Consider the following 22,259-nt stretch of genomic DNA (forward strand, 5'->3'; position numbering starts at 1 on the left):
AGCGGAGGAACACGATGGAGTGGATTCAGCCCGAACACCTGCTTCCCCAGGTCCTGCGCAGACGCGCCACCGAAACCCCCGACGCGGCGTTTCTCCGGCACGTCGACGGGCGCACACAGACCTATCGGCAAGCCCACGAGGAGTGCCTGCGCTGGGCGAATGCCCTGGGACGGCTGGGCGTGCGACGCGGCGACACCGTCCTGACCATGCTGCCGAACTCCTTTGAGGCCTACCACGCGTGGCTCGGTCTCTCGTGGCTCGGCGCGGTGGAGATCACGCTCAACACGGGCTACCAAGGGCGGATGCTGCGCTACACGGTGGAGGCCGCGAACGCCCGCGTCATGGTCGTTCCGCAGCAGTTCCTCCCCCGGCTGGCCGAGATCGCCGACCAGCTGGAGACGCTGGAGACGGTCGTAGTGTCCGATGGGGACGGTGCGTTGCCGGAGTTACCGCTGCGCGTGGTCGGCCGGAGCGCGTTCCTCGACGAGGCCGTCGCGGAGCTGCCGGACGGTGCCACGGACCCGCAGCCCTGGGACATCTCCTGCGTCATCTGGACGTCAGGGACGACCGGCCCGTCGAAGGGGGTGATGCTGCCGTGGGCCGAGATGTATCTGTTCAACGAGGTCGTCACCGGTGTCACCGGCCCGGACGACGTCTTCTACCACTTCATGCCGCCGTTCCACATCGGCGGCAAGCTGATCTTCTATGCCACGGCGGAGCTGGGCGCGTCGCTGCTGATGCGCCCGGTGTTCAGCAGCAGTAACTTCTGGCGGGACGTGCGCACCCACGGCTGTACCCACGTCAACATCCAGGGCCCGATGGTCCGCATGCTGATGAACGCACCGCCGACGCCAGACGACGCCGACAATCCACTGCGCACGATGGGCTGCGCGCCGTTGCCTCCGGACCTGGACGATTTCCACCGCCGGTTCGAGGTGCGGGGGACCAACACCTACTACGGGATGACCGAGATCGGCCTGCCGTTCGTGTCGGCCGGCCTGGAGCTGCCCAACCTGGAATCGTGCGGTCGGCTTCGCGACGGCTACCAGGTGCGCATTGTGGACGAGCATGACTACCCGGTCGCGGATGGGCAGGTCGGTGAGCTGATCGTCCGTGCCGATCACCCGTGGACGATGAACGCCGGCTACCTGAACATGCCGCGCGAGACGGCGGAGGCATGGCGCAACGGCTGGTTCCACACCGGGGACGCCTTCCGGGCCGACGCCGACGGCAACTACTACTTCGTGGACCGGTACAAGGACGCGCTACGCAGACGGGGAGAGAACATCTCCAGCTTCGAGGTTGAGTCGCAGGTCGGCGCGCATCCCGACGTGCTGGAGGCGGCGGCCGTCGCGGTCCCGTCGGAACTGGGCGAGGACGAGGTCATGGTCTACGTGGTGCGCTCACCAGGCAGCGCGCTCAGTGAGGCGACACTGTCCGGCTGGCTCACCGAGCGCATGCCGAAGTTCATGCGGCCCCGCTACATCGAGTTCGTCGACTCCCTGCCGAGAACGGACGCCACGCTGCGGGTCAAGAAAGCGGAACTGCGCGCCCGCGGAGTCACCCCGGACACCTGGGACCGGGAGGCGGCCGAATCGGCCGCACCCGCGACGTGAGAGGACGACAATGCGACTTGAGCCGACTGCCCGTTCACAGGAACTGCAGGAAAGGCTGCTCGACTTCATGGCGGAGAAGGTCTATCCAGCCGAGGCCGTGTACCGCGAGCAGATCGTGGCTTCTGGCGATCCGCATCTGCACCCTCCGGTCATGGAGGAGCTGAAGGCGGCGGCCAGGGAACGCGGGCTGTGGAACCTGTTTCACCCCGCTCCCCAGTACGGTCCCGGACTCACGACGTTGGAGTACGCCCCGCTGGCGGAGATCATGGGGCGAAGTCTGATCGGTCCGGAGGCGACGAACTGCTCGGCACCCGACACCGGGAACATGGAGGTGCTCACGCTGTTCGCGGACGAGCGGCAGCGCCAGCAGTGGCTGGAGCCGCTGCTGGCGGGCACAATCCGCTCCGCCTTCTGCATGACGGAGCCGGAGGTGGCCAGCGCCGACCCGACCGGCGTCCGGCTGCGGATCGACCGCGACGGCGACGACTACGTCCTCAATGGACGGAAATGGTGGGTGACCAACGCATATCACAAGAACTGCGCGGTCTTCCTCGTCTTCGGGCGCACAGGCGACGAGGACCTGCCCCGGCACCGCAGGCACAGCATCGTCGCCGTACCGGCCGACACGCCGGGGATCCACCTGCGCCGAGCCCTGCCGGTATTCGGCTACCAGGACCCCGAGGGCCACGCCGAGATCGAGTTCATCGACGTCCGGGTGCCGGTGGGCAACATCATCGGGGCGGAGGGCGACGGTTTCCTGATCGGCCAGGCCCGCTTGGGACCTGGCCGCATCCACCACTGCATGCGCTCGGTCGGGATGGCTGAGCGGGCCCTGGAGCTGATGTGCGCACGCGCCTCCGCCAGGTCGACCTACGGGCGTGCGATCGCCGACAACGCCAACATCCGGGACTGGATCGCCGAGTCCCGAGTGGACATCGAGATGCTGCGGTTGATGATCCTGCGCACCGCGTGGCTCATGGACACCGCCGGCAACAAGGAAGCGCGCACCGAGATCGCCGCGATCAAGGTGGCCGCGCCACGGATCGCGTTGCGTGTCCTCGACCGGGCGATCCAAGTGCATGGCGCGTGCGGCGTTGGTGATGATGTGCCGCTCGCGGCGATGTGGGCCTTTCAACGGACGCTGCGCATCGCCGACGGGCCGGACGAGGTACACAAGCGGCTGCTCGCCCAGCGCGAGCTGGATCGGATCGCGGGATGACCGGGGAGATGATGATGTCAACGAGTTCGAAACCGATGCCACTCACACCACGTGGCCGTGCCACTCGGGAGAAGCTGCTGGAGGCGTCACGGCGGGTCTTCGAACGCGACGGGTTCCTCGACGTCAAGGTCACCGACATCACCACGGAGGCCGGTGTCGCCGCCGGGTCGTTCTACACCTACTTCGAGAGCAAGGAGGACACGTTCCGAATCCTCTTGGAGCAGATGCGTGAGCAGCTCCTGCACCCGGAGCCTCGTTCCGGCGGTACTGCCGACGACCCGGTCGAGGAGATTCGGCAGGCTACCCAGCACTATTTCGAGACCTATCGGCGCAACGTCGGACTCATGCGCATCTTCGAACAGATGTCGGCCGTCGACAGCAGTTTCCGGAATCTGCGGATCGAGCGGGCGACGGTGTTCATCGAACGCAACGCGCGGAGCATCCGGGCCCTGCAGAAGCAGGGTCGGGCTGATTCGACGGTCCCGGCGGAACTCGCCAGCCTGACTCTGAGCTCGATGGTGTCCCGGGTGGCACAGTTGGTGTTCAACTTCGGATACCCGGTGGACGACGTCAACGAGGTTGTCGACGCCGTCGTCCATCTCTGGGTCAAGTCGCTCGACATTCACTGACCAACCGACACCGTCAGTCCGCCTACCGTTCCGTCGATCGTCGAGACGGACGGACCTACCGCGCGCCCAAGGGAGGGTGAGACCGGTGACCGAACCGATCGATGTCGAGCTCGACCGCGTCGGTCGCTGGCTGCGCCAGGCCGGACTCGGCGCCGGGCCGATTGAATCGGCCACGGTGCTCGGTGGCGGCACGCAGAACCTTCTGCTCGTGCTGTGCTGGGGTGGCAGGGACCTGGTGTTGCGCTGCCCGCCGCGGCACTCGGGGCAACGCGGCGACGAGACGATGCGGCGAGAGGCACGGGTGCTGACGGCCCTCGGCCGAACCGACGTGCCACACGCGAGGCTGGTCGCCCACTGCGGTGATCCGGCGGTGATCGGCGCGGCGTTCACCCTCACCGAACGAGTCGCGGGCTTCAACGCGGGCGCCGAGATCCCCGAGACGGTATTGGCCGACGAAACCGCTCAGCACCGGTTGGGACTGACCGTCGTGGACGCGCTGCTCGCACTCGGCCGAGTCACACCCCGCCGCGTCGGGCTGGCCGACCTGGGCCGACCGGATGGGTGGCTGGAGCGGCAGCCGGACCGCTGGCGGCGGCAACTGGCCGGCTACCACGGCACCGGCGGCTATCGCGACGGCAGCCTGCCCGGCGCGGACGAGATCGCCAGGTGGCTGGCCGAACACCGTCCTCCGACGTGGCGGCCGGGGCTGGTCCACGGTGACTTCCACCTGGCGAACGTTCTGGCTGACCCAAGCTCCGGTGCCGTGCGCGCCGTCATCGACTGGGAGCTGTGCACGCAGGGCGACCCGCTGCTCGACCTCGGACACCTGCTGGCGACCTGGCCGCAGGACAACGACCCACGGGTGCGGGCACCGCTCGCCGCTGCGCTGCCCGGGCTGCCATCCCGCAGGCAGCTGCTTGACCACTACGCCCGTCACAGCGATCGAGACCTAGACGACTTGCGCTGGTTCGAGGTTCTTGCGCGCTACCGGCTCGCCGTGATCGTCGAGGGGACACACGTACGAGCGCTCGTCGGCCAAGCCCTTCCGGCCACCGGGCGGGAAGCGCACGCACGCGCCGTGGGCCTGCTGGAACGGGCAATGACAGACATCGAGACGAACGGATGGTGAGGCGGATCATGGCAACGCGGCTGCGCCAGGTGGCGCTGATCGCCCAGCAGCTCGATCCGGTCGTCGACGACGTTCGCGCCGTCTTCGGCCTGGAGGTCGGGTTCACGGCGGAGGACGAGATTGCCCTGCGCGGGCCAGGTCTCGTTGACGAATTCGGGATCACCAACGCGGTCCTGCCTGTAGGCGACACCTTCCTGGAGGTCATCTCGCCGCAGCGCCCCGACACTCCCGCGGCGCGCTTCCTCGCCGCCCGGGGTGGCGACAGCGGCTACATGGTGCTGTTGCAGTGTTCCGGACTGGCCGAGGTCCGGCGCAGGCTGGCCGAGGCGGGTGTGCGGGAGGTCTGGGAATCGCCGCTACCCGACATTCACGGAGTCCACCTCGACCCGCGAGACACGGGCGGCATCCTGTTTTCCGTCGAGGAACCCGACGATCCCGCCGAATGGCCGTGGGCGGGACCGAACTGGCGCGCCGCGCGACGGATCGAGGTTTCGTCGGCCATCGTCGGTGCCGAACTCAAGACCGCCGATCCGTGGGCCAGCGCACGCCAGTGGGGGCACTTCCTCGATCGCCCGGTCACCGCCCGCCCCGACGGAACACCCCTGCTCCACCTCGGTGCCACCGCCGACGGATGGATCGGCTTCCGTCCCGGCGCCCACCCGCGAGACACCGGTCTCCACGAGGTCGTGCTCCGCTGCGCCGACCCCGCGGACGTGCTGCACCGCGCGGCCAGTCGCGACCTGCCGGTCGCCGACGGCGCCGCAGTGGTGGCCGGTGTTCTCCTTCGCCCGGAGGGAGACTGATCATGACCGACCCGAAGCTGACTGACGACGCCGAGCAAAGCCCCCCGACAACGAGCACCGCCAAGCCGACCCGGGCGGCGGTCGCCGCCGGGATCGGGCACTTCGTCGAGTACTTCGACTACACGCTCTACGGCTTCTTCGCCGTCGTGATCGGGGCACAGTTCTTCCCCGATGCAGACCCGACCGCGTCGCTGCTCGCCGCGTTCGCCGCCTTCGCGCTGGCTTTCGTGGCCCGCCCGGTCGGTGGCCTGGTGTTCGGGCACTTCGGCGACCGGCTGGGGCGGCGCAACGCGCTCGCGGTGTCAGTGTTGATGATGGGCGGCGCGTCCCTGCTCATCGGCGTGCTTCCGCCGTACAGCGCGATTGGCGTCTGGGCCCCGATCCTGCTCGTGATCGCACGACTGTTGCAGGGGTTCTCCGCCGGTGGGGAGAACGCCGGCGCGGTCACCTTCCTCGCCGAATACGCGCCCCAGGGCAAGCGCGGCCTCTACTGCAGCTGGCACCAGGTGGCCCTGACCGCCGCGCTGCTGGCGGGATCGGGGGCCGCGACCCTGACCTCCGCCGTGCTTCCCGCGGACGCGTTCGCGTCCTGGGGCTGGCGCGTACCTTTCCTGCTGGGGGCGGCGCTCGCGCTCGTCGGCGTGTACGTCCGGCTCCGGCTCGGTGACACCCCGGCGTTCCGCCGCCTCGAGCGCTCCGCGTCCACCGAGCGGGTGCCGCTCGCGGCCGCGTTGACGACGTACCGCAGGGCCGTGCTGATCGGGCTCGGCTTCTTCGTGGGCCCGAGCGTCGCAGCCTACGTCTTGCTGATCTACATGCCGACATACGCCAGCGAGGTCGCCGGGCTCGACCGGCCGCTCGCGCTCCTCAGCAACTCAATCGCGTTGTCGCTGCTACTTGTCCTCGTCCCTTTCGCGGGCGTCTTGTCCGACCGGATCGGCCGCAAGCCGCTGTTGATTGCGTTCAATCTTGCGCTCGCGGCTGGGAGTTACCCGCTCATGGTGCTGCTGGCACAGGGTGGCTTCGCTTCGGTGTTGACGGCGCAGCTGGCCTTCGCCATTGTGGTCGCCGCCTTTTTCGGCCCGGCCGGCGCCGCCGCCACCGAACTGTTCACCACAAGCGTGCGGGTCACCGGCTTCGGCATCGGCAACAACGTCGCCACCGCGCTGTTCGGCGGCACCGCGCCGCTCCTCGCGACTTGGCTGATCGCCACTACCGGCAACGAAACATCACCGGCGGTGCTCCTCGTCGCGGGCGGCGCGGTCTCGCTGCTCGTGGTGTGGCGGATGGAGGAGACCGCACACAAGCCCTTGCGTTGACATCCGCAAACGCGACCCAGAAGGAGAGCAGCATGCCCCACACATCAGTAATCAGTGACGGACACGCCTTCACCGAGTCCCCCCGCTGGCACGAGGGACGGCTGTGGTTCGTCGACATGAACCGCGGCCAGGTTCTCGCCGTCGAACCCGGCCGGAAACCGGAGGTCGTCACGGACGTACCCGGCCGCACCGGCGGGATCGGGTGGCTGCCTGATGGCAGGCTGCTCGTCGTACAGCAGGAAGCCCGCACCGTCCTCCGCCTCGAGCCGCAGGGCCTCGTCGTGCACGCCGACCTCTCGGCCGAGGTCGACAGCATGCTCAACGACATGTGGGTGGACTCCACCGGCCGGGCCTGGGTCGGTGAGATGGGCTTCGACCCCCACGACTTCCTCGCCCAGCCTGAGGTGATCGCGGCGCTGACCGCCGAGTCCGTCGATGGGCCACTCGAGGTGCCCTCGACGAGCAGGATCTTCGCGGTCGAGCCCGACGGGTCATGCCACGTCGCTGCCAGCGACCTGGTCTTCACCAACGGCATCGTGGTGGACGAGCGCCGCAGGCGACTTGTGGTCGCCGAGACTTTCGGTGCCCGATTGACCGTCTTCGACATCGACGAGAACGCACGCCTGTGCGGCAGGCGGGAATGGCCCCTCGGATTCGCACCGGACGGGATCGCGTTGGCCCCGGAGGGCGAGATCTGGGTCGCCGATCCGATGCACCTGTGCGCCAGGCGCGTCGGTGACGGCGGGACGGAAACCGGACGGATCAAGGCCGACCAACTCTGTCTAGCGTGCGCCACTGGCGGCGCGGGTAGCACGACGCTGTACCTCTGCACCGCCCCGACCACCGACCTGAAGGAGAGCTTGGAGCTGAACGGGGCGCGCATCGACGCCGTGCCGATCTGAGCCGCCACCTTGAGAACTTCGTGTCGCGTGAACAGGCGTCGACATCCGGCCGGCCAGGCCATGGTGCGAGAAGATCCGCACCGCCGAGCCGGACTCGGCAGCGCCAGCGGCTCGCACACGCGCTGGACCGCGCCTCGCCCCGCTTGACCGGGCACGCCCGGCGGACCCCGCTTGGCCCGCCGGCACGTCCAAAGGGGCGGACAGCGGGACCCTGAACGCGGCAGGATGGCCCACATGACATTGCCTGCCCTCCCCGAGGAGTCCTTCCAGCGCGTGCTCTGCGTCGTCGCGCACCCCGACGACATGGAGTACGGCACGTCCGCGGCCGTCGCTCGCTGGACCGCGCGCGGCATCCAGGTCGGTTATCTCCTGCTCACCCGCGGCGAGGCCGGCATGCCCAACCCTCCCGAAGAGACGGCTCGCCTGCGCGTCGCCGAGCAGAAGGCGGCCTGCGCCGTCGTCGGCGTCGAGCACCTGACCGTCCTCGAACATCCGGACGGTGTGCTCGTCTACGGACTCGACCTGCGGCGGGACATCTGCCGGGAGATCCGCCGGTTCAAGCCCGACGTCGTGCTCGGCGGTGGGTACGAGATCGAGACGCCCTACGGCTTCGACCAGGCCGACCACCGCGCGGCCGGGCTCGCGACGCTCGACGCGGTGCGCGACGCGGGCAACCGGTGGGTCTTCCCGGAGCAGATCGACGACGAGGACCTCGAACCGCACTCCGTGCGCTGGTTCATCGTCCCCGCACTCGCCGGCTCCGGCGCGACCCACGGCGTCGAGGTCACCGGTGAGCCGCTACGCCGCGGCGTCGCCTCGCTCGAGGCGCACGCCGCGTACCTGGCCGCGCTCCCGGACCACCCCGCCCCCAAGGACTTCATCCCGGAGTTCACCGCATTGAGCGGCAAAGCCATGGGCGTCGAGCACGCCGTCCTGTTCCGCGCCCGCGACCTGCAGGCACCACCGGAGCCACTCACCGAAGCCATGCAGGACTGACCCGAGTCAGCTGGTCACCCATCACCGGGCGACGCGTCGAGCCACGATGGACTGTGAGGTCGGCGCTGGCGGCGAGTGCGAGGGTCGCGGCGCCGTGGCGGAAGGGGCTGCCGCCGGGTTCGGCACAGCCGAGGCCGTGGTCGACCCAATCGGGTCCTGCTGAGTGCGGCGCTGCCGGTCACCCGCGTCACGCATGGCGGCTACTGGACGGCTGTGGGCAGCAGGCGGCCGCCGGCCGAGGCCATGCCGAGCCAGGTGTGTGGGTTGCCCTGCCAGCACCAGCCGAGCTTGGGCGCGTGCTTGCTGATCCAGATGGCGGGAACCCGGCGGTCGTCGGATCGGGAGCCGCCGAGGGAGAAGCACTTGTTCTTCACCAGGAGTTCGGGGAACTGGGTGATCAGGGCGATCCCTTCCTCGATCGTGAGCGGGGTCCTGCTCCGGTCGCTGATGGTGGCCATGGCCTCGGCGGGCACGACACCGCAGAACTCCTCGCCCCGATCGACGTCCAGCAGCAGGTAGGCGCGGTGCCCGGCGAGTCCGGTCTGTTCGGTGGGAACGAACCGTTCGAGTGCGCCGGGTTCGAAGGAATGGTCGACGAAACCCGGCTGGTGCTTGCCGTGCAGCGTGGTGCGCGGCATCGTCTGCTCGATGGGCACGATGTGCCGGGTGAGCACGAGCAGGAACGGCACGGGGCCGGGTGCGCTGTCGGTGACGAGCTCGCGCAGTGGTGCGAGCAGCTCGGCGAACTCGTCCTGGCTCATCCCGGCCAGCGCCGGGTAGTCCCGGGCGACGAGATTTCCTAGCTGGCGGTCGAACTCGGTGCGGGCGTCGAACGTCGGCTGGTTGCTCATGGATTCTTACCTTTCTGGAGCGACGCGAGCGAGGGCACCGTTTTCCAGGGCCGTCCACAGTGCACCGTCGGGGCCGAGTGCGATCCCGTGCGGCTCGGCGCCGGGCGTGGGCAGGTCGTGAAGGTCGATGACCCCGTCGGCGATGGTGCCCACGCGGTTGCCGCCCCACTCCGTGAACCAGAGCGCGCCGTCGGCGCCGGGCGTGATGGCGTGTGGCCTGCCGCCGCGGTCGGGCAGGGGGTACTCGGTCACTGCGCCGTCGACGGTGATCCGGCCGAGCTGCCCGGCGGCGATCTCGACGAACCACAGCGCTCCGTCCCTGCCCGTGGTGATCCCGACCGGTGCGGCGGCCGGGGTGGGCAGCGGGTGCACGGTGACCGTGCCCGTGAGATCGATCCGTCCGATGGCGTTCGCCTTGTTGAGGGTGAACCACATCCCGCCGTCCGTGCCCGCGGTGATCGCGGAGGGGAACGCCCCTGGGTCCGGCAGCGGGTACTCGGTGACGGCGCCGTCGACGGTGATCCGGCCGATGCGACCGGCGGCGGTCTCGGTGAACCACAGGGCGCCGTCCGGGCCGGCGGCAATGCCGAATGGCCCGCAGCCCGGGGTGGGCAGTGGGAACTCCGTGACGACGCCGTCCGTGGTGATGCGCCCGATGCGGTGTGCCTGGTACTCGGTGAACCAGAGCGCTCCGTCCGGCCCGGTGGTGATGACCGTCGGCCCGCACTCCGGATCCAGCTGGTGATAGCCGGGCTCACCACCGGGGACCAGCCGGCCGATCCGGCCGCTGTGGACCATGGTGAACCACAGGGCGTGGTCCGGCCCGGTCGTGAGCGCGTACGGGCCGCCGCCCGCCACGGGGTACTCCTCGATCCGCACGCGGGTCATGCGGTCTGCTCCAGGCCGTGCTCCGCGGCGATGCGGGCGATGTCGGCCGGGGTGCCGGCCATGATGGTCCGGGCATGCGCGGTGACCAGCTCGGTGGGCCAGTTCCACCAGGCGGCTCGCCGCAGCCGGTCGACGTCGGCGTCGTCGAAGCGCTGCCGGATCGGGCGGGCCGGGTTGCCTCCGACGATCGTGTAGGGCGGCACGTCGGCGGTCACCACCGCTCCGGCCGCGATGATGGCGCCGTCGCCGATCCGCACGCCGGGCATGACGGTGGCCTGGGAGCCGAACCAGACATCGTTGCCGACCACGGTGTCGCCGCGGCTGGGCATGCCGGTGACGAGGTCGAGCGTCTGCTCGGCCCACTCGCCGCCGAACATCGTGAACGGGAAGGTGGACACGCCCAGCATCGGGTGTTCGCCGCCGGCCATGAGAAACCGGGTACCCGCGGCGATGGCACAGTATCTGCCGATGATCAACCGTTCGGGCCCGTAGGCGTACAGCACGTTGCGCTGCTGGAACTCGGTCGCGCCGTCGGGGTCGTCGTAGTACGTGTACTCGCCCACCGAGATCGTCGGCGAGTTGACCAGCGGCCTCAGGAACACCACCCGCTGGTGCTCCGGCAGCGGGTGGAGGGTGCTGGGATCAGGTGTCAACGTGTGGCTCCTGGTGAGGGGTTGCGGGCGGGCACGGGGTCGAGGAAACCGTAGACGCGGCGCAGGCGGCCCTGCCCGGTGACGAGAACGGCGAGGCCGATGATCACCGCGGGGCCGCCGGGCGGCGCCAGCTCCCACGCCAGCCGTGCCAGCTGGTGGTGAACGTCCGGGCGGCCGGCCATCCGGTAGCTCATGCCGGGGAATCTTCGCTGGGCCGTGGCCAGCACGTCGTCGATGGCGTCGCGGCCCTCGGCCAACGCGATCGGGTCGATGTAGCGGGCGTCGTCGGCCCATAGCTCGCCGACGAGCGCCCGGCGCGTGGCCGGGTCACGCTCGTTCCAGCTTCCCAGGTACCGCCGGGCCAGCTCGTCGATGTCGGGCATGGCGATCACGCTACGGCCGGCGACGCCGTGCGGAATCCGTCACGTCCAGGCAATCCGGCCCGGGATCGACCGGCCGTTTCAGTACTGTCGCCACGTGCTGCACGGACGGGACGACGAGACATCGGTCATCGACCGGGTGCTGGCGGACTGCCGCGCCGGTCGCAGCGGCTCCCTGCTCATCACCGGGGAACCGGGCATCGGCAAGACCGCGCTGCTGGAGTACGCGGCGTCGGCGGCCGACGGGCTGCGGATCGTGCGCAGCACCGGCGTCGAGTCCGAGGCGCACCTGCCGTTCGCCGGCCTGCACCTGCTGTTGCGGCCCGCCCTCGACCGGGCCGGCGCCCTGCCCGAGCCGCAGACGCGCGCCCTGCACGGCGCGTTCGGGCTCGCCGCCGCCGAACCGGGCGACCGCATGCTCGTCGGCCTGGCCGTACTGTCCCTGCTCTCCGAGTTCGCCGACGGTGAGCCGGTCCTCTGCCTCGTCGACGACGCCCAGTGGCTGGACCGGCCGTCGGCCGAGGCGCTGCTGTTCGCCGCGCGGCGGCTCGACGCCGAGGGCATCGCGCTGATCATCGCCGCCCGACCCGGCTTCGCCGCGCCCGGGCTGCGCGAGCTGCCGCTGACCGGGCTCGACGCACCCGCTGCCGCGGGGCTGCTGGCCGAGCACGCCGCCACGCTGTCCCCCACCGACCGGTACCGGGTGCTGGCCGAGGCACAGGGCAACCCGCTCGCCCTGCTCGAGCTTCCCGCCGCGCTCGCCGGTGACCGGGCGCCCGGCGCCGGTCAGGCCCTGCCCATGACGGACGCGGTGCAAGCGGCGTTCCTCGATCAGGTGCGGCGGCTACCGGAGCCGAGCCAGCGCCTGCTGCTCGTCGCGGCGGCCGAGGACACCGGCGACCGCGGCATCGTGCTGCGCGCCGCCGCCACGCTCGGCTGCGGGCTGGAGGACCTGGTGCCCGTGGAGACTTCCAGGCTGCTCCATGTCGACCACCACACCCTGCGCTTCCGCCATCCGCTCGTGCGGTCGGCCGTCTATCAGGCAGCGCCGGTCAGCCTCCGCCTCGTGGTGCACACGGCCCTCGCCGAAACACTCGACCGGCCGGACGACGCCGACCGGCGCGCCTGGCACCACGCCGTCGTCGCCACCGGACCCGACGAGCAGGTAGCCGCCGACCTGGAACGCACCGCCCAGCGGGCCGCCGCGCGCAGCGGGTACGCCGCCGCCGGGGCGGCCTACGAACGGGCCGCCCGGCTGAGCCCACCCGGCGAGGACCACGCCCGCCGCCTGGTGCTGGCCGCCGAAGCCGCCGCCGAGGAAGGCGACGTCGAACGCATGATGGAGCTCACCAGCCCGGTGGAAGCCGAGGACCGGGCGCTGACCGTGCGTGCCATGCGGGTGCGCGCGGCGGCGGCGTTCCACCAGGGCTCCCTCCGCACGGCCCTGCGCTTGCTGACCGAGGCGGCAGTCCTGACAGGCGACCCAGCGCTGGCCGCCGACCTGCTGCTCGACGCGGTGCACGCGGCCTGGTACCTCGGGCGGGACGAGATCGCCGACACCGCCGACCGGCTGGACGCCCTGCCGTTGCCGTCCGACGACCCGCTCACCCCCGTCGCCCGCCTGCTGACGTGGGCCGTGCGGTCCGCGATCGGTCAGGGGGATCGCGACCCGGAGACCCTCGCGAAGCGGATCGTGGCGGCCCGGCGGACCGGGTTCGGCGGCCCACACGAGACGATCCTCGTCGGTGCCACCAGCCTCCAGGTCGCCGGCCACGACACCGAGGCCCACCGCGTGGCCGACGAACTGCTCACCCAGTGCCGCGAGCGCGGCTGGATCGGGCGCACGCCGCCGGTGCTGGCGTGCGTCGCCAGGGCACTGACCTTCCTCAGCCGCCACGCCGACGCGTGGGACGAGGCCACCCAGGCACTGCACATCGCGGAAGAACTCCAGCACCGGCAGTGGATCGCGGAAACGAGCGGTGTGCTCGCCTACCTGGCCGCCGTGTCAGGCGACGAGTCCCGTTGCCAGTCCTTCGCCGACGAGGCGCTCACCGCGCCCGAGCCCGGCGCTCCCCCGGCCGGCATGACCTGGGCGCACTGGGCGCTGGCCATGCTCGACCTCGGCCACGCCCGATGGGAATCGGCCCTCACCCGGCTGGAGGCCCTGCACGCCGGACCGGTGCGGCACCAGCTTCCCGGCCTGCGCAGCGTTCCCGACCTCGTCGAGGCGGCGACGCGACTCGGCCGGACCGCCAGCGCCCACGAGCCACTCGCCCGGTTCGCGGACTGGGCACACCAGGCCGGGCAACCGTGGATCGACGCACACGTCCACCGCTGCCACGCCCTCCTCGCGGCGGACAGCGAAGCCGAAGAGTCGTACGACGCGGCGTTGCGGCTGCACCCGGACGACCGGCCATTCGACCGCGCACGCACCGCGCTGCTCTACGGGGAATGGCTCCGCCGCCAGCGCCGCAAGTCCGCGGCGAGAACCCAGCTCCGCGACGCGTTCGAAACCTTCCGCAGGCTGGGCGCCACGCCATGGGCGGAACGAGCCCGCACCGAACTCGACGCAACCGGGCAGAGCGTGCCGAAACCCGGCGCCGCGGACGAAAGGCTGGCCACACTCACCCCGCAGGAACGCAACATCGTCCGACTTGCCGCCCGCGGACTGTCCAACCGGGACATCGCCGCGCAACTGTTCCTCAGCCCGCGCACGGTCGGCTACCACCTCTACAAAGCGTTCCCGAAACTCGGAATCACCGCCCGCACGGAACTCGCCACGCTCGAACTGACCTCCAGCCCGGCGCCCGCATAGGGCCGGACACGGGCTTCCTCGCCGCGAGCCTTCTCGTTGTCGTCGACCTCCCCTGGTTGTCCCTACGACCGCGACGGTCTCGGCGGACGCGGCAGGTTACCGTGTTCCCTGCCCCGGTACCGCATCGCCCAGTAGCGTGTACAGCTCGTCGGTCACCTCATCGAGCGGCTGACTGGAGCCTGCGGCGCGGGCGAGAGCGAGTGCACCTTCGGTCGCCGCAAGGATCGTGCGTGCCAAGCGGGGGGCGCGGCTCCGATCGACTCCAGCGTCGACCAGCATGCTGGACATCGCGCGGTGCCAGTCAGCGAAGACCTCGCGGGCGACTTGCCGCTGCCGCGCGTCACTCGAGGTTGCCGCCGCGGCCACCGGGCAACCAGAGCGGTAGTCACTGGCGTCGAGAACCCGGCGCCACCGGTCGGCGAAGGCAAGCAGAGCCTGCCTTGCGTGGCCGCCACGGCCCTGTTCGATCAACTCGGTGACCTGCACGCCGACGAAACGCACGGCTTCCTCCGCGAGCGCCGCCTTACCGCCGGGGAAATGGTGGTACATCGAGCCGAGCGGCACACCCTCGCTCTCGGCGAGCGACCGCAGGCTCATCGCGTCGATCCCACCAGTGGCGATCGCTTTGGCGGCGCCGAGAATCATCCGGGTACGCGTGTCCATGGTCATCCCAGAAGTCTATTGCCTCCGGTTATGACACCTGTCATAGTGCTGCCATGACGAACGAGCTCGTTCCCTCCGAGGAGGCAGGTGACTCGGTGCCGGCGGTCCGCCGGGAGCCGATGACGTTCCTCGCCGACGATGGTCGGGTTCTGGCTGGCAATTGGTTCCGCCCGAGCGAGGGTCCATCCGGCGCGGTCCTGTTGGTGCCCGCGATGGCCACACCAGCGTCGTTCTACGGTGCGTTCGCAAGCTGGCTGGCTGAGCGGGGGTTCCTGACACTCACCTTCGACTACCGAGGGATGGGAGGGCCCTCGGAGATGCGCGCCGAGCAAGGCGACATGTTGCGTTGGGCCGGTGACGCGGCGAGCGCCCTTCAGGCCATGCTGGAGGAGGCGCCGGCAGGCTTACCGGTGACCTGGCTGGGGCACAGCCTTGGCGGCCAACTGCTCCCGTTCGCGCGACACGATCTGATCGACCACGCTCTGCTGGTCGCTTCTGGTCTCGGCTACTACCGGTGGAACACACCACGGATCCGGAGGGTGACTCCGCTGCTGAGGGTGGTCGCGCCGATGGCCATCCGGGTCGCCGGGTACTACCCGGGTCGCCGCCTACGGATGCTCGGCGATGTTCCGCCCAATGTGATGCGGCAATGGGCCCGCTGGTGCATGAGCCCGAAGTACTATGGCATCGACGTTCCGGACATCGTCGACCGTGCGCGGGAGATCACGCTGTCGATGGATTCGTTGACGTTCACCGATGACGAGCTGCTCGGCGAGCGAAGCCACCAGGCGTTGGAAAGCCTCTACGCGGCATCGCGTCCGAACGTGCGCCGGGTGGCGCCTCGCGACCATGGACTGCAGCGGATTGGTCATCACGGGTTCTTTCGTGCTCGGATGCGCCCCCTGTGGGACGACCTGGCACTACCACGGCTGCCGACTCGCTGAGCAATCTGGCTTGCCAGCGCGGATGGCGCGGTGAGGTCAGCGAGTTGGCGCGAGCGGCGCAGCTGATTCGCCCACTTCTAAGTTTGCTAGTCAACGTCCAAGTTGGAGGGTTCTCGTGACGGTGCTTGACGGTAAGGGCGCGGTCGTGACTGGTGGGTCCCGCGGCATCGGTCGCTCGATCGTCGAACGGCTGGCACGTGATGGTGCCGCAGTCGTGTTCAACTACGCGAGCAACACACAGGCCGCGAAGACGGTCGAGGAGGCGGTCCGTTCCGCGGGCGGCCGGGCTGTGTCGGTGCAGGCGGACTTGGCCGAAGCGGGTGCGGTTGACCGGTTGATGGCGGTTGCCGACGAGGAACTCGACGGTCTGGACATCGTCATCCACAGCGCCGCGCTCGATATCGCGACAGCTCCGATATCCGAGACGAGCGAGCTGGTGTGGGACCAGACCATGACGGTCAACGCCAAAACGGCATTCCTGCTGACCCAGCACGCGGCCAGGACTATGCGAACCGGTGGACGGATCGTGCATATTTCGACGCTGAACACCAGCCGTCCTGCGCCCGGAAATTCAGCCTACGTCGCCAGCAAAGGGGCGATCGAGCAACTCACCAGAGTCGCAGCACTCGAACTCGGCGCTAGGCAGATCACGGTGAATGCCGTCTGCCCCGGCGCGACGGACACCGAGTTGTTGCGCCGGGCGAACCCCGAGGCGGCGCTCGCCCAGGTCGCGGCGATGACCCCCTTGGGCCGGCTCGGACAGCCCCACGACATCGCCGACGCCGTCGCGATGCTCGCCAGCCCCGACAGTCGATGGATCACGGGCCAGATCATCAACGTCACCGGCGGACTCGGGTGATGTCGAGCGCAACGACAATCGACGGGCCTGGGTTCCGGGCACTCGGTAGAAGGCGTTGCCGCGGAGCATGGCGAACAGGACGCCGCAGTGGCGTCGAGCGAGGCAGCTGAGGGCGGCGTTGTGTTTCTCGCCTTCCGCCGGTTTCCGGTCAGGCCTGGAGGTCCGGACTGCTTTCCGCAGGACGCATGGCTGCCTGTCGATCTGCCTCATGTCGGCCTTGTGCTGAAGTGCGTACGCGTCGTAGCAGGCGGAGGAATGGTCTGTCGAGCCGTGCGGTGATGTGGCCGAGCGCGGTGCCGGTGCGGTCCTGTTCGCTCTGGAGCTGGGGACCGGGACCGCTCCGGCGTAGTGGGCTTGGAGGAGCTCGTCGCGCTGGGCGAGGAGTTCGTGATTCTGCTTGGCGAGGTCGTCGGGCTCGAACTTCGCTTGCGCGTAGTCGCAGTCGTCGCGGTACGGCCGGTGAGCACCGTGCCCTGGCGGTGCGAGACTCTCACCCGGGCGACGCCGCGTTTGTGACGACCGCTGACCCGCCGCCGTCGACCGGGTTGGTCCCGTCGACCACGTCGAAGAACCTCGCCAGGAGAGGGCTGGTGTCACCGGCCCGCCACACGAAGGACAGGCTGGTCGCCGTTCCCAGAATCGGCCTGGCAGCCACGCCGTCGCGGTGCAGAACGCGGTAGGAGTCGGCCATGATGGTCGTCCCGAACCCCGCGGCCACGAGTGTGAGGATGGTCTGGACGGTCTGGGCTTCGGTGACGATCCGGGGCGGGGCGCCGATCTGGTGATACAACACGATGATCTCGTCGTATGCCCGTGGTGAGGCGGCGCGAGGCCAGAGCACCAGCGGGAGATCGGCCAGCTCGGTGACGGGGACGGGATCGCGAGATCGGGCCAGTGGATGGTTGGCCGGGAGGAAGAGGGTCAGCGGCTCACGTGTCCACTCCCTGCGGTGCAACCGGGAGTCTCTCAGCGGAAGCCGTTGGACCGCGATGTCGAACGCGCCCTCCAGCACTCCGGCGGACATCTTCAGGTCGTCGAAGACCTCGACCAGTTCAAGGTCGACGTCGGGCAGCTCGACCCGGAGCCGGCCGAGGAGTGCCCCGAGGGCTCCGTTGATTCCGGATCCGGCAAAGGTGATCGTCAGCCGGCCGGTCTTGCCGTTCGCCGCCAGCCACACGTCGTCACTGATCGCATCCGCCTCCGCCAGCACGCGTCGTGCCCGCCGCACCAGGGCCATGCCAGCTGCGGTTGGCGTCAGGCCATGGCCGGTGCGGTCGAACAGGCTCGCCCCGAGCCGCTGCTCGAGATTGCCGAGCTGGCGACTCAGCGTCGGCTGGCTGAGCCGCAGGCGGCGAGAGGCAGCGCTGAGCGAACCTTCCTCGGCTATTGCGATCACATAGTCGAGAAGCCGAAGCTCATACCTTGCAGGCATAGGTTCCATGCTAGTCGATGCCAAACGGTTGAGGGCTCCGTAGGCGAGATGCACCCTGGTCCTCACCAGACCTTCAGCGCGATCGGGAGAAGCGATATGAAGCACTTCGGCGTCCTCGCACACAGCTGGGAAGGCGGGTCCCTGTGCTTCCGGACGTTCTGCCAGGACGGCTTCGAACAGCTCGGAGGACACGAGCACCCCGACGTCACCCTGGACTGCATCTCATTCGGACGAAGCATGGCGGCCTGGGACGCGGGCGACCACGATTCGATCCGCGCCACCCTCGCGCTGAGCGTCGACCGGCTGGCCAAGGCCGGCGCCGACTTCTTCGCCTGCCCGGACAACACCGCCCACATGGCACTGGAGCGGCCCGGGAGCGACTTCGCTATCCCGGGCCTGCACATCTGCGAGGTGGTGGCCGATCGCGCCCTGGCTGACGGTTACTCCCGTATCGGGCTGCTGGGCACCCGATACACAATGGAAGGTCCCCTCTACCCTCGCTCACTCGCGGCTCGCGGCCTCGCCGCCGTGATCCCCGACGAGGACGACCGAGCCAAGATCCACGAGATCATCTTCGGTGAGCTAGTCGCCGGGGTCTTCACCGACGAGTCACGGCGCACGTACGCGGCAATTATCGACCGGCTCGCTGACCGGGGCTGCGATGCCGTAGCGCTCGTCTGCACCGAGATCCCGTTGCTCGTCACCCCTGACGTGTCGGCCCTGCCCACACTCGACTCCACCCGACTCCTCGCCCATACCGCGTTCGAGGTCGCCACTGGCCGGCGGGAGCTGCCCCGCTGGCGCGGCGGGCCGATCTGAACTCACACCATCCGACCTGGGCCGGCACCGCACAGATCTCGATAGCCGGCCAGTACTCACCGATGGGCGCGGCGATGCCACGGACGTGGCGGCCACGTCCGTCAGCCATGCCTACCGGAGGGAAGAGACCATGCCGCCGGCAACTCCTGAAGAACGGCTCGCCGACCTCGGCCTGGCCATTCCTGAACCTGTCAGCCCCGCTGGGGCGTACCGGCCCGCTGTCGCTGCCGGTGGACTCGTCCACACGTCTGGGCAAGTCCCGCTCCGAGACGGCGCGCTGCTCGCCACCGGAAAGGTCGGTGCAGCAGTCACCACAGCGCAAGCCCGCGAATGCGCCCGCCAGTGCGGACTCAACGCACTGGCGGCGCTACGGGCCCAGCTCGGCGATCTCTCCCGAGTGTCGCGGGTCGTCAAGGTTCTCGTGTTCGTCGCCTGCACTCCGGACTTCACCGAACAGCCAGCGGTAGGCGACAGCGTCTCAGAGCTGCTGCGTCACGTCTTCGGCTCAGCAGGCGAGCACGCCAGGTCGGCGGTCGGCGTGACAGCGCTTCCCCTTGACGCGCCAGTCGAAGTGGAGCTCGTCGTCGAAGCCGGCTGACCCGTCGACGATCCAGACCGGCCCGCTTTCCGGCGATCAAACCATCCAACACGAAGGAGACAGAGCGTGGCGTTACGGGTACCGGCGGCGATCGTCGGCTCAGGCAATATCGGCACGGACCTGCTGTACAAGCTCAACCGGGCCGACAACGTCTACCCCCGTTACATGGTCGGTATCGACCCCGATAGCCCTGGACTCAAGCGGGCCGCCGACCTCGGCGTAGAGGTATCGGCCGAGGGGATCGGGTGGCTGCTGAGTCGACCCGAGCCGCCCGCGCTCGTCTTCGAGGCCACCTCAGCACAAGTCCACGCCGCGGCGGCTCCGCACTATGCCGCCGCCGGCATCACCGCCATTGACCTCACGCCCGCAGCGGTCGGGCCCCACGTCGTCCCGGCAGTCAATCTCGACCAACACCTCAGCTCCGCCAACCTGAACATGATCAGCTGCGCCGGCCAGGCGACCATTCCCATCCTGCACGCGATCAACGAGGTAGCCGACGTCTCCTACGGCGAGATCGTGGCCACGATCGCGAGCGCCACGGCCGGACCCGGAACGCGGCAGAACCTGAGCGAGTTCAGCGAGAAAACCGGCCGCGCACTCACCATCGTGGCCGGAGTCGACAACGCGAAGGCGATCTCGGTCATCAATCCGTCCGAACCGCCGATGGCGATGCGAGACACCATCTACGCACGAATCCGCCACCGCGACGACAAGCAGATCGAGACGGCCGTCCGCGCGATGGTGGCCAGAGTCCAGACCTACGTGCCGGGGTACCAGCTGCGCCTCCTCGTCATCGACTCCGACCTCGTGACAGTGATGCTGGACGTCGAAGGGGCAGGTGACTTCCTGCCGCCCTACGCCGGAAACCTCGACATCATCACCGCCGCCGCGACTGCGGTCGGGGAACGGATCGCCGCCTACCGCCTGTCTGGAAAGGACATCCGATGAAGCCCGTCACCATAGTCGACACGAGCCTGCGCGACGGCATGAGCAGCGTCTCGCACCAGTTCACGACCGAACAGGTCGCCGCCGTGGCTCGAGGGCTGGACGCGGCCGGCATCCAGGTGATCGAGGTGGCGCATGGCATCGGGATCGGGGCCTCATCGGTCCAGTACGGATTCGCGGCGGCCACTGACGAGGAGTACGTCAGCGCGGCGGCAAGCGCGGTGCGAGACGCTCGGATCGCCGTGCTCTACGTGCCGGGCATCTCCACATTAGGTGTGCTGGACGCCGTCCATCAGGCCGGCGCCACGACGGTGCGGGTCGCGGTGCACTGCACCGAGGCGGACTGCGCCGAGCAGCCCATCCGGTACGCCCGCGAACGCGGCATGCACGTCATGTCCTTCTTGATGATGAGCCACAAACTGGAGCCGGCCGCGCTGGCCCAACAGGCGGCGAAGCTGGATTCGTACGGGGCCCAGGTGATCTACGTGGTCGACTCGGCGGGAGCGCTGGTCCCATCCGGCGCCGCCGCTCGGGTGAACGCACTACGCGGTGCCGTCGAGGCGGACATCGGATTCCACGCTCACAACAACCTCGGCGTCGGAGTCGCCAACGCGCTGGCGTCGATGGAACATGGCGCGCGTTATCTCGACGGTTCGCTGCGTGGCCTTGGCGCAAGCGCCGGAAACGCCCCAACCGAGGTACTCGCGGCGGCGCTGGAACGCGCCGGTCACGACCCCGGAGTCGACATCTTCGCCCTCATCGATGTGGCGGAACGGGTCATGGCGCCGATGATGACCGAGCCGCAGGTGATTGACGAGACCGCGCTGCTTCTCGGCTACGCAGGCCTGTACTCGACGTTCTTCCATCCGGCGAAGCGTGCGGCCACGACGTACAACGTCCCGGTTCGGGACATTCTCGTCGAGCTCGGCCGGCGGGGAGTCATCGGCGGCCAGGAGGACATGATCGTCAGCGTGGCCGCCGAGCTGGCTGGCACGATCGGCCGGCCATGACGCCCGATTCGATTCGCAGCGCCGCCGCTTCGCTGCTCACGGCATACCAGACCGGGAAACCCATCGACCCGTTGAGCGACACGTATCCGCATGCCACGGTCTCCGATGCCTACCGGATGCAGCTGGAACAAGTCCGCGCCTGGACGCAGCGGGGCGAGGTGGTCGTCGGACACAAGGTGGGCCTGGTTTCGGCTGCGATCCGGCGGCAGATGCGGGTCGCCGAACCCGACTACGGCCATCTCACCTCCCGGATGATCCACCCGGAGCACGAGCCGATCCCCTCGGCCGCGTTCCTCCAACCCCGTGTCGAGCCAGAGCTGGCGTTCGTCCTGAAGGCTCCGTTACGCGGCCCGCACGTCACCGTCGCCGACGCCGCTCGCGCGGTGGAGTTCGTCTTGCCGGCTCTGGAGATCGTCGACTCGCGGATCGCCGACTGGCGGATCACCATTGTCGACACCATCGCCGACAACGCGTCATCCGGCGGGTTCGTTCTTGGCAGCACCCCGGTCCGGCTGGACGATGCCGACCTGCGGCTGGCTGGATGCGTGCTCACCGTCAACGGAGCCGTCGCCGAGACCGGCGCCGGCGCGGCGGTACTGGGTTCACCTTTGAACGCGCTCGCGTGGTTGGCCAACACACTGGCGCCCATGGGCATCGCATTGGAACCGGGACACATCGTGCTGTCGGGATCGATGACCAGAACAGTTCCTATCGCGGCCGGTGACTGTGTCGTCGCCGCCATCAACGGATTCGGCAGCGTGACAGCAGTCCTTTCCGAGTAGACACGCT

General features: G+C 69.3%; 22 protein-coding genes. 16 read left to right on the forward strand and 6 right to left on the reverse strand.

All coding sequences use genetic code 11. The features are described 5' to 3' along the window. Positions 1–14: 14 nt before the first annotated feature. The 8 genes from DI005_RS17445 (at position 15) to DI005_RS17480 (ending at position 8,613) form a co-directional block, all read left to right on the forward strand. Entirely contained in the window at positions 15–1,616 is a 1,602-nt protein-coding gene (locus tag DI005_RS17445) for an AMP-binding protein (protein ID WP_113642833.1), read from the forward strand. 10 nt (positions 1,617–1,626) lie between these two features. Then, positions 1,627–2,835, forward strand: a complete 1,209-nt coding sequence (locus DI005_RS17450) for an acyl-CoA dehydrogenase family protein (protein WP_113642834.1) — start codon at positions 1,627–1,629, stop codon at positions 2,833–2,835. Between the two features lie 35 nt (positions 2,836–2,870). Further along, positions 2,871–3,464 (forward strand): TetR/AcrR family transcriptional regulator, encoded by a 594-nt coding sequence (locus tag DI005_RS17455; RefSeq protein ID WP_158559825.1) that lies wholly within the window; start codon positions 2,871–2,873, stop codon positions 3,462–3,464. 85 nt (positions 3,465–3,549) lie between these two features. Next, on the forward strand, positions 3,550–4,593 hold the full coding sequence (locus tag DI005_RS17460) for a phosphotransferase family protein (protein WP_199542906.1): 1,044 nt from the start codon (positions 3,550–3,552) through the stop codon (positions 4,591–4,593). Positions 4,594–4,601: 8 nt separating this feature from the next. Continuing rightward, a complete protein-coding gene (locus DI005_RS17465) occupies positions 4,602–5,396 on the forward strand; it encodes a VOC family protein (protein WP_158303215.1) in 795 nt (264 codons plus the stop codon). A 2-nt stretch (positions 5,397–5,398) separates the two neighbouring features. Further along, positions 5,399–6,715 (forward strand): MFS transporter, encoded by a 1,317-nt coding sequence (locus DI005_RS17470; RefSeq protein WP_158559826.1) that lies wholly within the window; start codon positions 5,399–5,401, stop codon positions 6,713–6,715. Between the two features lie 32 nt (positions 6,716–6,747). Then, positions 6,748–7,617, forward strand: coding sequence for an SMP-30/gluconolactonase/LRE family protein (locus tag DI005_RS17475; RefSeq protein WP_112273692.1), 870 nt, complete (start codon positions 6,748–6,750; stop codon positions 7,615–7,617). A 225-nt stretch (positions 7,618–7,842) separates the two neighbouring features. Further along, a complete protein-coding gene (locus DI005_RS17480; protein ID WP_112273694.1) occupies positions 7,843–8,613 on the forward strand; it encodes a PIG-L deacetylase family protein in 771 nt (256 codons plus the stop codon). Between the two features lie 200 nt (positions 8,614–8,813). On the opposite strand, the gene DI005_RS17485 is transcribed toward DI005_RS17480, so the two are convergent. Genes DI005_RS17485 through DI005_RS17500 form a run of 4 tightly spaced genes read right to left on the reverse strand, consistent with a single transcriptional unit; the run spans position 8,814 to position 11,388 of the window. Next, entirely contained in the window at positions 8,814–9,464 is a 651-nt protein-coding gene (locus DI005_RS17485; RefSeq protein WP_113642836.1) for a DUF5701 family protein, read from the reverse strand. Between the two features lie 6 nt (positions 9,465–9,470). Further along, positions 9,471–10,352 carry a virginiamycin B lyase gene (locus DI005_RS17490; protein ID WP_112273698.1) on the reverse strand — a complete coding sequence of 294 codons (882 nt, stop codon included), beginning with the start codon at positions 10,350–10,352 and terminating at the stop codon, positions 9,471–9,473. Then, the gene (locus tag DI005_RS17495) at positions 10,349–11,005 is read right to left on the reverse strand and encodes a CatB-related O-acetyltransferase (RefSeq protein ID WP_112273700.1); all 657 of its coding nucleotides are present in this window, start codon (positions 11,003–11,005) and stop codon (positions 10,349–10,351) included. Before DI005_RS17495 ends, DI005_RS17490 begins: the two co-directional genes overlap by 4 nt. Beyond that, on the reverse strand, positions 11,002–11,388 hold the full coding sequence (locus DI005_RS17500) for a nuclear transport factor 2 family protein (protein ID WP_113642900.1): 387 nt from the start codon (positions 11,386–11,388) through the stop codon (positions 11,002–11,004). The genes DI005_RS17495 and DI005_RS17500 overlap by 4 nt, the downstream gene beginning before the upstream one ends. Positions 11,389–11,482: 94 nt before the next feature. On the opposite strand from DI005_RS17500, the gene DI005_RS17505 reads away from it, so the two are divergent. After that, positions 11,483–14,200 (forward strand): helix-turn-helix transcriptional regulator, encoded by a 2,718-nt coding sequence (locus tag DI005_RS17505; protein ID WP_233520175.1) that lies wholly within the window; start codon positions 11,483–11,485, stop codon positions 14,198–14,200. Between the two features lie 96 nt (positions 14,201–14,296). On the opposite strand, the gene DI005_RS17510 is transcribed toward DI005_RS17505, so the two are convergent. After that, positions 14,297–14,869 (reverse strand): TetR/AcrR family transcriptional regulator, encoded by a 573-nt coding sequence (locus DI005_RS17510; RefSeq protein ID WP_113642838.1) that lies wholly within the window; start codon positions 14,867–14,869, stop codon positions 14,297–14,299. 47 nt (positions 14,870–14,916) lie between these two features. On the opposite strand from DI005_RS17510, the gene DI005_RS17515 reads away from it, so the two are divergent. Beyond that, complete coding sequence (locus DI005_RS17515; RefSeq protein WP_112273706.1) at positions 14,917–15,807, forward strand: alpha/beta fold hydrolase; 891 nt, start codon at positions 14,917–14,919, stop codon at positions 15,805–15,807. Positions 15,808–15,922: 115 nt separating this feature from the next. Then, complete coding sequence (locus DI005_RS17520; RefSeq protein ID WP_112273708.1) at positions 15,923–16,666, forward strand: SDR family oxidoreductase; 744 nt, start codon at positions 15,923–15,925, stop codon at positions 16,664–16,666. A gap of 490 nt (positions 16,667–17,156) precedes the next feature. On the opposite strand, the gene DI005_RS17525 is transcribed toward DI005_RS17520, so the two are convergent. Next, on the reverse strand, positions 17,157–18,152 hold the full coding sequence (locus DI005_RS17525; RefSeq protein ID WP_146770588.1) for a LysR family transcriptional regulator: 996 nt from the start codon (positions 18,150–18,152) through the stop codon (positions 17,157–17,159). 42 nt (positions 18,153–18,194) lie between these two features. On the opposite strand from DI005_RS17525, the gene DI005_RS17530 reads away from it, so the two are divergent. The 5 genes from DI005_RS17530 (at position 18,195) to DI005_RS17550 (ending at position 22,252) form a co-directional block, all read left to right on the forward strand. Then, a complete protein-coding gene (locus tag DI005_RS17530) occupies positions 18,195–18,917 on the forward strand; it encodes an aspartate/glutamate racemase family protein (RefSeq protein WP_113642839.1) in 723 nt (240 codons plus the stop codon). A gap of 85 nt (positions 18,918–19,002) precedes the next feature. After that, on the forward strand, positions 19,003–19,515 hold the full coding sequence (locus tag DI005_RS17535) for a RidA family protein (protein ID WP_369973595.1): 513 nt from the start codon (positions 19,003–19,005) through the stop codon (positions 19,513–19,515). 66 nt (positions 19,516–19,581) lie between these two features. After that, positions 19,582–20,463, forward strand: coding sequence for an acetaldehyde dehydrogenase (acetylating) (locus DI005_RS17540; RefSeq protein WP_113642840.1), 882 nt, complete (start codon positions 19,582–19,584; stop codon positions 20,461–20,463). Then, positions 20,460–21,470 carry a 4-hydroxy-2-oxovalerate aldolase gene (gene dmpG / locus DI005_RS17545; RefSeq protein ID WP_113642841.1) on the forward strand — a complete coding sequence of 337 codons (1,011 nt, stop codon included), beginning with the start codon at positions 20,460–20,462 and terminating at the stop codon, positions 21,468–21,470. Before DI005_RS17540 ends, dmpG begins: the two co-directional genes overlap by 4 nt. Beyond that, complete coding sequence (locus DI005_RS17550; protein ID WP_112273718.1) at positions 21,467–22,252, forward strand: 2-keto-4-pentenoate hydratase; 786 nt, start codon at positions 21,467–21,469, stop codon at positions 22,250–22,252. Before dmpG ends, DI005_RS17550 begins: the two co-directional genes overlap by 4 nt. Positions 22,253–22,259: the final 7 nt, after the last annotated feature.

Origin of the sequence: Prauserella sp. PE36, assembly GCF_003311655.1 — a bacterium.
GTDB classification, from domain to species: domain Bacteria; phylum Actinomycetota; class Actinomycetes; order Mycobacteriales; family Pseudonocardiaceae; genus Prauserella_A; species Prauserella_A endophytica.

What these genes read in the sequence shown, in the direction of transcription:
- DI005_RS17470 (WP_158559826.1), top strand. Translation starts at nt 5,399, where the DNA reads ATGACCGACCCGAAGCTGACTGACGACGCCGAGCAAAGCCCCCCGACA.
- DI005_RS17550 (WP_112273718.1), top strand. Translation starts at nt 21,467, where the DNA reads ATGACGCCCGATTCGATTCGCAGCGCCGCCGCTTCGCTGCTCACGGCA.
- DI005_RS17500 (WP_113642900.1), bottom strand. Translation starts at nt 11,388, where the DNA reads ATGCCCGACATCGACGAGCTGGCCCGGCGGTACCTGGGAAGCTGGAAC.
- DI005_RS17455 (WP_158559825.1), top strand. Translation starts at nt 2,871, where the DNA reads ATGCCACTCACACCACGTGGCCGTGCCACTCGGGAGAAGCTGCTGGAG.
- DI005_RS17490 (WP_112273698.1), bottom strand. Translation starts at nt 10,352, where the DNA reads ATGACCCGCGTGCGGATCGAGGAGTACCCCGTGGCGGGCGGCGGCCCG.
- DI005_RS17515 (WP_112273706.1), top strand. Translation starts at nt 14,917, where the DNA reads ATGACGAACGAGCTCGTTCCCTCCGAGGAGGCAGGTGACTCGGTGCCG.
- DI005_RS17475 (WP_112273692.1), top strand. Translation starts at nt 6,748, where the DNA reads ATGCCCCACACATCAGTAATCAGTGACGGACACGCCTTCACCGAGTCC.
- DI005_RS17445 (WP_113642833.1), top strand. Translation starts at nt 15, where the DNA reads ATGGAGTGGATTCAGCCCGAACACCTGCTTCCCCAGGTCCTGCGCAGA.
- dmpG (WP_113642841.1), top strand. Translation starts at nt 20,460, where the DNA reads ATGAAGCCCGTCACCATAGTCGACACGAGCCTGCGCGACGGCATGAGC.
- DI005_RS17530 (WP_113642839.1), top strand. Translation starts at nt 18,195, where the DNA reads ATGAAGCACTTCGGCGTCCTCGCACACAGCTGGGAAGGCGGGTCCCTG.
- DI005_RS17480 (WP_112273694.1), top strand. Translation starts at nt 7,843, where the DNA reads ATGGCCCACATGACATTGCCTGCCCTCCCCGAGGAGTCCTTCCAGCGC.
- DI005_RS17450 (WP_113642834.1), top strand. Translation starts at nt 1,627, where the DNA reads ATGCGACTTGAGCCGACTGCCCGTTCACAGGAACTGCAGGAAAGGCTG.
- DI005_RS17510 (WP_113642838.1), bottom strand. Translation starts at nt 14,869, where the DNA reads ATGACCATGGACACGCGTACCCGGATGATTCTCGGCGCCGCCAAAGCG.
- DI005_RS17485 (WP_113642836.1), bottom strand. Translation starts at nt 9,464, where the DNA reads ATGAGCAACCAGCCGACGTTCGACGCCCGCACCGAGTTCGACCGCCAG.
- DI005_RS17465 (WP_158303215.1), top strand. Translation starts at nt 4,602, where the DNA reads ATGGCAACGCGGCTGCGCCAGGTGGCGCTGATCGCCCAGCAGCTCGAT.